This window comes from Salinimicrobium catena, assembly GCF_900102915.1.
GTDB lineage: Bacteria > Bacteroidota > Bacteroidia > Flavobacteriales > Flavobacteriaceae > Salinimicrobium > Salinimicrobium catena.
Genome location: NZ_FNGG01000020.1, coordinates 1 through 10,187, shown reverse-complemented (window position 1 = coordinate 10,187; position 10,187 = coordinate 1). Strand labels below are relative to the sequence as shown.

Annotated in this window: 11 protein-coding genes; 10 read left to right on the top strand and 1 reads right to left on the bottom strand. The window is 33.0% G+C overall.

Going from position 1 to position 10,187, the window contains the following annotated elements:
• Positions 1–280: 280 nt before the first annotated feature.
• The 10 genes from BLS64_RS14885 (at position 281) to BLS64_RS14840 (ending at position 8,979) form a co-directional block, all read left to right on the top strand.
• Complete coding sequence (locus BLS64_RS14885) at positions 281–538, top strand: hypothetical protein (RefSeq protein ID WP_093113669.1); 258 nt, start codon at positions 281–283, stop codon at positions 536–538.
• 627 nt (positions 539–1,165) lie between these two features.
• Positions 1,166–1,633 carry a hypothetical protein gene (locus BLS64_RS14880; RefSeq protein WP_093114513.1) on the top strand — a complete coding sequence of 156 codons (468 nt, stop codon included), beginning with the start codon at positions 1,166–1,168 and terminating at the stop codon, positions 1,631–1,633.
• A 129-nt stretch (positions 1,634–1,762) separates the two neighbouring features.
• Complete coding sequence (locus BLS64_RS14875) at positions 1,763–2,497, top strand: hypothetical protein (RefSeq protein ID WP_093114512.1); 735 nt, start codon at positions 1,763–1,765, stop codon at positions 2,495–2,497.
• 540 nt (positions 2,498–3,037) lie between these two features.
• Positions 3,038–3,862, top strand: coding sequence for a hypothetical protein (locus BLS64_RS14870; protein WP_093114511.1), 825 nt, complete (start codon positions 3,038–3,040; stop codon positions 3,860–3,862).
• Positions 3,863–4,076: 214 nt separating this feature from the next.
• The gene (locus tag BLS64_RS14865) at positions 4,077–4,814 is read left to right on the top strand and encodes a DUF4304 domain-containing protein (protein ID WP_093114510.1); all 738 of its coding nucleotides are present in this window, start codon (positions 4,077–4,079) and stop codon (positions 4,812–4,814) included.
• Positions 4,815–5,542: 728 nt separating this feature from the next.
• Positions 5,543–6,112 (top strand): hypothetical protein, encoded by a 570-nt coding sequence (locus tag BLS64_RS14860; RefSeq protein ID WP_093114509.1) that lies wholly within the window; start codon positions 5,543–5,545, stop codon positions 6,110–6,112.
• A gap of 155 nt (positions 6,113–6,267) precedes the next feature.
• A complete protein-coding gene (locus tag BLS64_RS14855; protein WP_093114508.1) occupies positions 6,268–7,155 on the top strand; it encodes a hypothetical protein in 888 nt (295 codons plus the stop codon).
• Positions 7,156–7,301: 146 nt separating this feature from the next.
• On the top strand, positions 7,302–7,637 hold the full coding sequence (locus BLS64_RS14850) for a hypothetical protein (protein WP_143019350.1): 336 nt from the start codon (positions 7,302–7,304) through the stop codon (positions 7,635–7,637).
• Positions 7,638–7,800: 163 nt separating this feature from the next.
• Complete coding sequence (locus tag BLS64_RS14845) at positions 7,801–8,256, top strand: hypothetical protein (RefSeq protein ID WP_093114506.1); 456 nt, start codon at positions 7,801–7,803, stop codon at positions 8,254–8,256.
• Between the two features lie 141 nt (positions 8,257–8,397).
• Positions 8,398–8,979, top strand: coding sequence for a hypothetical protein (locus BLS64_RS14840; protein ID WP_093114505.1), 582 nt, complete (start codon positions 8,398–8,400; stop codon positions 8,977–8,979).
• Between the two features lie 35 nt (positions 8,980–9,014).
• Here BLS64_RS14840 and BLS64_RS14835 read toward each other — a convergent pair whose 3' ends face one another.
• A complete protein-coding gene (locus BLS64_RS14835; RefSeq protein WP_093112978.1) occupies positions 9,015–9,980 on the bottom strand; it encodes an IS110 family RNA-guided transposase in 966 nt (321 codons plus the stop codon).
• Positions 9,981–10,187: the final 207 nt, after the last annotated feature.

Below are 10,187 nucleotides of genomic sequence, written 5' to 3'. Positions count from 1 at the left end.
GTTGTAGCACATTTGTAGAAAACAGTAAAAGTTGATGAATGAGTATTTCGACTACTTTATGAAGAAAAAATCATATTAATATGTGGCGGACTTTTAGAGATTTAGGAGGGTTTATTTGGGTTATACTTAAACTTGGACGGACTGACTTGGAGAGTGAACAATCTAGAGAAAATTGGGAAAGAAATATTCTTACTTCAATTGTAATTTTATTAGTCCTGACCTATATCTCAATAGCATCAGAATAAAATTCGCTAAATAAAAAAGCTTTAAAACTTAGATTATGGCAGCAGGGGGACCAGCGGATCATCCACTAACTGACATCTTAATATATAATTTGGATGTGTACAACAAAAAATGCGATGATTTAGTTAGGCAAATTTCTAAATTCGTCTCTATTCACACTCTTTTTGAAATGTTCGATTGGTTTGATAATTTCTCGGCAACAGAGGAGCAACTGATAGAATTTGAAAAAGTATTATCTCTCAAACTAAATGAACTCCAATCTCTCGCTGAGTCGAATGGCTGGGAGAAAAAATAAAACGTGCTACAACAATGAATAACACAAATTGCGGAACCCTTCCAAAAATGACATTTTTGACTACCTTTAAAATAATTCTTTAACGGAAAAATTCGAGTTCCCAAGCCGCAACTTGCGTTATTCGAGACGTTGCCAACCATAGCTCCGGATTGAAATATAAATTTACCCATAAAATAATTTTTGTCGTCCTGGAAGAAGGAAAACGGACACTCACTCAGCCGCTAAAAATTTAAAATTAGGGTTTCTGAAATTCTAAAAATTAAAATATAATCCATTGATTGAAAGATTCAAGTCTAATTAAAGATTCAAAAAAAATAAATTTTCCACTCTTTATATCATTCCTAACTCTTGCGGATTAGAAATTCAAAAAATACAGACTGACAAAGAATAAATTTAGAACATCAATTGAAACACGAAACCGCAAATCTTTGGTTGCTCACTCGACTGTGTCGCTACGGATTGGCAACAACGATTAACAAAAATGGCTTTTTTGACAGGAAATACTTAGATTTATTTCCAATAGAAAAATATGGTGTGCCGGAAAATGAAGTTTTCAGAACCCGCCACTTTCGTTAATCGAGAACGTTAGCGGCAATTTGATGACAAAAACTGAAAACCAATAAGACAATGCCACCCACATTTCCAATATTCCTCGGTTTTATTGCATACCTCACTCTTCTTGGGCTATCAGGAGTTATTGGTGGGCCAATGTTACTTTTTAGACAATCCAGACCTCAAGGAAAAGTGATTTTGCTGACCGCCATAATTTCTTTCCCGACACTAATAGTTGTTGGACTGACCCTGACTACGTTATTTGCCTTACCCGTCTTTGGACTGGGTTATCTGTTATACAACCTTGATCTGACACAGTTTTTAGTCTTATTCATTTGCATTTTCCTGACCATAGTTTCGATTTCAGGACTTTACCATTGGTATTTAGGATACGTAATGATCAAGAACTACGTTCATGGCAGACCACTTGATAAGCAGTTGGAGAATGATAGAGTTTATTCCATGTTTATTAAAAGGGTCGTCCAATACTACGGACTAGACAGTGAGACAAGAAATAAAAAAACTGCCGCTAACAATGCGTAAAGCCAATACGGTGTTTTCGTCTTCGCTTGAATGGAAAACCAAAAACGAGTACATTTCGGGTTCTAATGAGGCTTGGCGTTTAACCGTACTGACTTTACGCGGGGCCGTTGGCTATAATTTTTCACAAAAATGCACAATACAGAATACATTGGAATAAAAGAAGAAAATTCTAATCTTGAATTCATTAAAGGAATAGATGAAAATATTTATAGTAAATGTTTCAAAGTAGAAGAATCATCAGAAAACTATGAATATCACTCAGGAATTTATTGGGGAAATAAATTTTATCAAACACCAATAGAAATTAAGAACACAATTATTGAAGAAATAGTTGTTTCAAAAGGTTTTTCAGGTAATTTTCTAATGAAAATTATAGTTTTTGACGGTAAGTATAATGAATTGGAACTTAATTTAAGTAAAGACAGTTCCTTCGGATATGATATTACAAGTTTATCAACGCTTTTTAATTTTCTATTTGATTATGTAGAAATGGGTTTTAGTATTTCTGACTTAGATCTAACAGATCATTATTTTATAAAAACATTTTATCACAATCCTAATAAAGAACTTGTTTTTAATGTAGTAGATAAAATTAAATTTTCCGAAGAATATGGAGAAACTAAAATTGTTGGAAAAGATAGAAGATATTGGAAAGATATAATTGTATCTAACTTTCCTAAAAACAAATATTTAAGAGAACTTGTTTATAGCTATTTCAAAGAAAAAAATAATTCTGAATCCATAACTTTAAAAGGAAGTCAAGATTCCAAGGATTATTATGAAGATAATTTGAAAGTATATTTATTTAATAATTTTGATTATAAAAAGTATATAATTTACGAATGGTTTATAAAAAAACTATAGCCAACAGCGATTAACGAAGCCAATATGCGGTATTCAGGGAAAAAGAATAACTCAGAACTCTAAACAACCAATCAATAAGCCGACTACTCCGCGTGCTAATTCCAGCACACTGGCGTTAATCGCGGCCGTTGCAGCAAACTAAAATTCCTTACTATTTTGCCATTTTTGAGAGGAAAGGCCTGCGACTCTTTTCACCAGTAATTTTCTGTCCGAAAAACCAGTCCCTAAAAGCCATTTTCGGGTTTATTCTGCCGCTGTTCACGTCCATCACGAAACGGATTCTTACTCAAACGCAGGAGCAATGGTCAGTGTTTGCCGGACTTTTCGGGAAAAATCAAAATTAACTCTGTTCGGGAAAAGTTCGGGCTGATTCTAAGCTTGCCGCAACAACGATTAACCAAAATGGCTTTTTTGAAAGATAATTACTTACATTTATTTCCATAACAAAGATCCCGTTGCGCCTGAAAGTAATTCCTTCCCTACTCGCCACTTTCGTTAATCGGGAACGTTGGCAACAAGGCAAAGAAAAAATTAGCTCAAATGACCGAATTGTTTAATAACAGAGAAATTGCCTTTATTTTCTGGTCATTGATTTTTATTATTCTCGGTTCCATCAAAATTCAATTTTGGGGAGTAATTAAGGCTTTTTTCCAAGAGACAATTATTGACACATTTCTTCTTTCAATTATTTATGTTGAGTTAGCACTATTGTTACTCACAGTTCTGGATTTCTGGGAAATAAATTTATTAAAAGATACAATTCTTTGGTTTTTAGGATCTGCTTGTATTTCAATTTATAACTCCATAAAAGCGATTGACATTAAGGATTACTTTCGAAAAAACTTAATTGACACATTTAAATTTATATTCTTATTTGAATTTATAATTAACTTCTATACACTTCCACTAGTATGGGAGATAATTACCTTCCCGTTCATTTTAATTATAGCAATTGCGAATTTTCAATTCCAATATCAGAAAGAAGAAACAGCTAAAAAATTTACGAATGGCATATTGGCAATATTTGGATTATTTATATTCTCATATTCTATATCTCAATTAATATCGGACCCAAAACCATTTCTAACTATTACAAATCTTAAAACATTTGTACTGCCCATAATCTTGACCATTTTATTCATTCCATTCACTTATTTTTTGGTCGTTTATATGCAGTACGATAGTATGTTTAGATTTATAGGATTTAGATTTACTAAAAAAGAGAAGGAGTTTAAAAAGATTAAAAAGCGAATAATTCAATACTGCCTATTGAGCATAAAAAGGCAGAAAAAATTAAGAAAATCAGACACTTTTGGATACATCTTATCTTATGAGGATATTGAAAATACAATAAAGGAACTGTAAAGCCCAGTTGCCAACAATGAATAACCCAAATTGCGGAATACCGCTCAAAAATGCAATTTTTGACTACCTTTAAAATTAACCTTTTAACTGACAAATTCGAGTTCTCAAGCCGCAACTTGCGTTATTCGGGACGTTGTAAACAAGAGCTCCTGAACGATTTTCGTATATAATGATGAACAATAATTTACATCCTAAATAAATTCTACTTAAAAAAATGAGTGATTTAAATTTAGAATATGATTCAATTATTAAAGAAGTAATTACTCCAATCTTTAAAAATTTTGGATTTAAAAAAATTGGTAATAATTTCTATCGTGATTTTGGGGAAACCGGTCAAGCATTTAATATTCAAAAATCAAAGTGGAATTCTAAAGATGAAAAAGACTTTGTTTTTAATCTTGGTTTAATAGATAAATCAATATACAAAGAAGTAAATGGAATAGAAGTAACAAAATTTCCAAAAGAAGTTGACTGCGAGATTAGAGTTAGGCTAGGATATTTGACAGATGTTACCAATGAATGGTATAAACTAAATAGTAATACTGAATTACCGGAACTCAAATCAAAAATTAAAAATGACATAACTAAATATGTAATACCATTTTTTGAAAATTTTAGAAACCCAGAAAATTGGCTGGAAATTTTTGAATGGAAAAACGAGCCATATACCTATCCATTAAGCAAATTTTTAATAATAAAAAAATACGGAAATACAGAAGAGGCAGTAAATTTTCTGAATAAAGTATATAACGAAGCGATATCGAAATATAGGAATGGGGAAACCGATAGAATAAATAAGGAAATTGGACTAAATTGGATTGAAAAAATTCAAGATTTAGCTAGAAAGAAAAGTGTTGAGTTAAGAATAAAACATCCAATTGAGTTAAAAAAAGACCAAACCAATATTTGGCAAAAAATAAAAGAAAATTGGTTTTCAAAGATAAAACACTGAAGTCGCTCCAGTTTACAACAGCGATTAACGAGGCCAATATGCGGTATTCCAGGAAAAAGAATAACTTAGAACTCCAAACCACAAAACAACAAGCCGACTACTCCGCGTGCTAAATTCCGCACACTGGCGTTAATCGCAACCGTTGTAAAAAATGCCGCTGACAAACAGAACGCGGGGAAAAACAAAAACTGACTCAAATAAAACGGATTTCTAAAATACCATTTTTGGAAGGAAAGAAAAACTGAGTTTAAAATATAAATTTTGACGGACTGCTTACTCAAACGGATAATTAAAAGCAGCTAAAAAATATCATTTTTGACACTTAAGAAAGATTGATTTTCAAAAGAAAGTGCAGCGGACTTTCTCACTCAAGCGGGATAAAAAAATAGATGCTTAAAATACCATTTTTGACAGGTAAGATAAATTGATTTTAAAAGAAAATGACACCGGATTCTCTCACTCGGACGGCAAAATAAAAGGTCGCAAAAAAGACATTTTTGAGAGGTAAGAAAATTAGAACTTTAAAACAAAAATGTAGCTGACTTAAAAGCAGAAAGGCTCACTCGGACGGGCGGCACATTTTTACAACATCGGTTAACTAAAAATGGCTTTTTTGAGAGATATTTTCCTACATTTATTTCCATAAGAAAAAACGTTACGCCGGACAGTGGATCCTTCCCTACACGCCACTTTTGTTAACCGTAGACGTTGTAGCCAATTACCACAGAATGAAAATACCGATTCTAATATTGATTTTAATTAGTTCAAATTTATTTGGACAAAATAAAGAGCACCCTTATTACAGAACTCAATCGGAATTTGATAAAATGACTGAAAAAGCAAAAAGAACGGATAGCATAATTATCGCATCTGACAAAATGGAATATCGAGAAAAGTATATCACTACTGGAATATCAGAAGGTTCAATTGAACTTACTGATAGTCTAAAATTGGAAATTGGTTCGGGAGGATTCTCAACATATACTTACACAAACGATAATACGAATGAAATTATCAAAGCGAAACATAATCAAACTGTTCATTACAAATATGACGTGAAAGATTCTCTGAACGCAAATACGGAAAGATTAGAAATCAGTATTTACTATGAAAATGAGAAAGCATATTACGCTGAATTTAATGAATACCATTATGATAATGAAAATGTAATTTCGACTAATCGATTTTATTTACAACTGAATGCAAAACGCGATGAAATATATTATTCAAACGGCTTTCAAGAAAAAATTGCCAAGTATATTCTAAAATTGAGCGAAGATATAATAACAGAAAAATAACTGGCTACAACACCGGCTATAGTTCATTGCTTCTGACTTTCCTCTCGGAAAGTCCTCGCAAATTTGCTATCTTCGGTTTACATCGGAAAATCCTCGCGGATTTTCACGCAACGAAACCATAGCCAAGACCGTTATATGCAATTTTTTAGAAAAATATGACAAATATTTACTGGCCTGTATACAAGAACATAGAGTCAGAATTGACTAAATTAACATATGATATACATATTGATGATAATCAAATAAATGTTTATTCCTCTAAAATTTCAGATCTGATTTTAAGATCTGCAGCAGAAATAGAATCCATTGCCAAAGAACTTTATAAAAAGAATGGAGGAGTCAAAGAGAATAACATATTATTTGACAAAGACTGTATCAAGCACTTAAATCAAATATGGAAATTAGAAGATAAAGTAATTATTATAAGTTCCTCTTCTTGTTTCCAATCTCAAAAGATCATCAAACCATTTATAAAAACAGAGAAAAATTTTAGAAATAAGTTAACCTATAGTTGGAATAATGCATATCAAAATTTAAAACATAATAGATATGAATCTTTACATTTTGGATCATTAAAATACTTATTTGATATTCTAGCAGCTCTATTCATTTTAAACTTATACTTTAAAGAAGAAGTTTTCGAAATAACACAAAATTCAAATGTGCCTGAAAATATGGGTTCAGAAATTTTTTCCATTAAAGTTCATAAATGGCGTAGTTATGATGCTCAAGGAGTGTATGGTAAAAATGAAGATTTTGATGAATGCATTTATCTAACAAAGAGAACGGACGAATCTCTCAAGAAAATGATTGAAGCCACTCAAGCAATGTTCAAAGAACAACAAGAAATGTTTTTAAAACATCCAAAAACTTTGGAATTTGTGAGAAGTGGTAAATTAAAAGATTATGAGGGTAATAATTTAATGTGGGACGTTCTAGATGAAAATGAATATTGGAATATCATTAATATAACTTCAAAAAAACATATTCTAGATTCCAAAGATAGAGAAATGGAAGGTGTGCTTAACAAAAACTGCATATAACAGCGGTTCATCTCAAATTACGGGTAATTGTAGAAAAAGTGTAATTTTAGTAACCAAGAAACATAAACGGTAAGCCGACAAGTCCGCATCCCTACTCCCGCAACTTGCGATAACCGCGGCCGTTGTAGCACATTTGAAAAAACATTATGAATAAAGTCAGAATACTTGCTTTGTGCTTTTTAATTCTTAGCTATTTAAGCTTAATACTAATGTTTGTTCTTGAAAAAGAATTACAAAAAACTGAATTTCCATACATTTTCGTAATCTGGGCAATTGGAATAGCAAATGTTGGGTTAAATGTGTATTACGGAACAAAAATGAAATTGAAGAAATGGTATCTGATTTCACTAATTATTAGTGGATTGACTTGGGCATTTCCACCTCTGTTATTTACATTTTTCGGAATACCTTTTCTGATAATTTATTTATTATTTGGAATTTATTTACACTCACAAAGTCTGACAGAAATAAAAGCTGGATGAAAATAAAAAAACGTGCTACAACATCGGTTAACGAGCAAATAGCTGCAGACCATCTAAAAATGACATTTTTGACTACCTTTAAAATGATAACTTAACTGACAACTAATCGTTTTCCAAGACCGCTACTTGCGTTAACCGGAGACGTTAGCCACAACCTAAAAAAATGAATAACTGGAATATTCTTAAGGAAGAAATTTATTTCGAAGATGGATCTTTAAGGGACATTTATATTTCCAAAACTGACAAAACTGATTGGGAAAGTTGGAGTAAACTAGTCAATAAAAAGTATGATGTTGAATTTTATGACGGATTGACCAGAAAGAAGACAACTCAAATCAATATTGAAAGAGTGTTTGATTTTTGGAATGATCCAGACAAATTCTCTGACTCTAATAATGCTACAATAAACTTGGGAAATGTGAAGGTGAAGTGCTATTTCTTTACGGAGAAAGAAATTGAGAATGACCTTGAACCCCGTGAAGTTAAAACAGAGAAAGATCACCTGAACATAATTGGATATTTAAAAGCAATTGCAGAGACTCTGAATAAAGATGCAGTACTGACTTCTGAAAATCTGAAAGAAAATGTCTTATTGGAGATTAAAAAAGGCAGTGGCTAACATCGCTTAACGAGCAAATTGCGGCAGATCACCTAAAAATGACATTTTTGACTACCTTTAAAAATAGAATTAAACCGACAAATTCGCGTCTCCAAATCCGCAACTTGCGTTAAGCGGTGACGTTGTGCTTAATTGGACCTGATGAAAAAAATACTCTTTACTATTCTTCTCTTTTTTGCAGCACTTGATCCAGCATCAGCCTGTGTTTGTGATGAGTTAAATAAAGAAACTACAGAAGAATTATTTGAAAAATCTGACTATATAATTATAGGTACTGCAATTATTAACTCTGAGTTTGAGTCTCAGTTCGAGAAATTCCTAAACACTAAAAATAAAGGAACAAATGTGCTCTTGCAGGTAGAATCTGTTCTAAAAGGAGATGTGAAGCTAAAAGAAAAACTTTTTGTTTATCAGTTTCAAACCAGCTGCACGCGGATATTTCAAATCGGTGAAAAATATTTGATTTTTGGAGAAAAAATAGAAAAATTTACTCAGGCTGAAATTGATAGAACGCACTCCGGTGAACTATCACCACCGCCTCCACCACCATCTGTTAACGACGGATTGGTAAAGCTTTATACTCACGAAAAGGAGGAGGTGAAACTTCTAAACGATCAAATTCTTAGATATAAAACAATCACGACGGATCAATGTACCAGTTTAAGTGTGGAGTCTAAAGGATTCTCTACTACAATAAGCTATCTAAAGACACAAAACAACTAAGCACAACAAAGAACTAAGCTAACTTCCAAGGATTTTCACCCCAATTTCGACACGTAATTTTCATCGTAAGGCAATCCCGATTTTGCCACAGCAAAGGCTTGTTTAAGAAGTTTATTACAAACTGCAATCAAAGCTAACTTCTTGCTTTTGCCCTTGGCTATTATGCGCTCATAGATCTCTCTGCAGGCTTTGTTATGTTTACAGGCAGTAAAACTACACATGAACAGCAGGTTTCGGAGCTTTGCATTGCCCATTTTACTAATCCGGCTTCTGCCTCTTACACTGGCACCAGATTCCCTGATAGTGGGTGTAATACCGGCATAACAGCACAGCTGCCTGGCGTTTTCGAAATTGGAAAATCCATCTGTCAGCACCAATAACATGATAGCTGTTTTATTACCCATTCCGGGAATGCTTTTAAGAAGGCTTAGTTGGTTTTGCTGTTCCTCCTTTACCATTACAGTGAGTCGATCCTCCAGGACCTTAATTTCTCTCTGAATTGCTTTAAGAGATCTGTTCAAAGAATGATAAACAGCTTTGGAAGGCTTTCCAAGAACCTTTTCACCATGCAATTTATTCTTTAGGGCGGTACTTTGTTTGGTGTAGATCTCAATCAAACGCAACAACTGAAGTGACTCAGCCTGGTTCTCATCTTTGGCTGTATACAATGGAACTTCATTAACTGTGGCGTATTCACAGATCGCCCGGGCATCAGATTTATCAGTTTTAATCTTTGAGAGTTTCATCTGGATAAAACGCTTTACTGACAAGGGATTCACTACAGACACCTTTACACCCTGTTCGTAAAGGAACTGTGCCAGCCTGTAATGATAGTAACCGGTAGCTTCCATAACCACCAAATCTTGATCAGAAAGAGACTTAAGAAAGCTTTTAAAGCCGTTGCTGTCATTAGAAAATTGGTAATGTTTTCCGGCAGAGTCAGCAACATCAAACACATCTTTGCTGATGTCTACTCCGTAAATTTGGTTACATTTATTCATTAGAAATTGATTAGGAAAGGACACCTACTTTATTTTCATCGACTTAAAAACGAGATCCAGGTCTCATAGAACTAAACGAAATTGAAGTAGAAAAGAGAGGGGATTATCAATGTTGACGGAATCTATAGTTCCCACGGTTAATTTAACCTTACTCCTCTCTTTTGTTCTTTCTGGTTAGTGGGTAAAAGTTAGGAAATCAAACTTAAG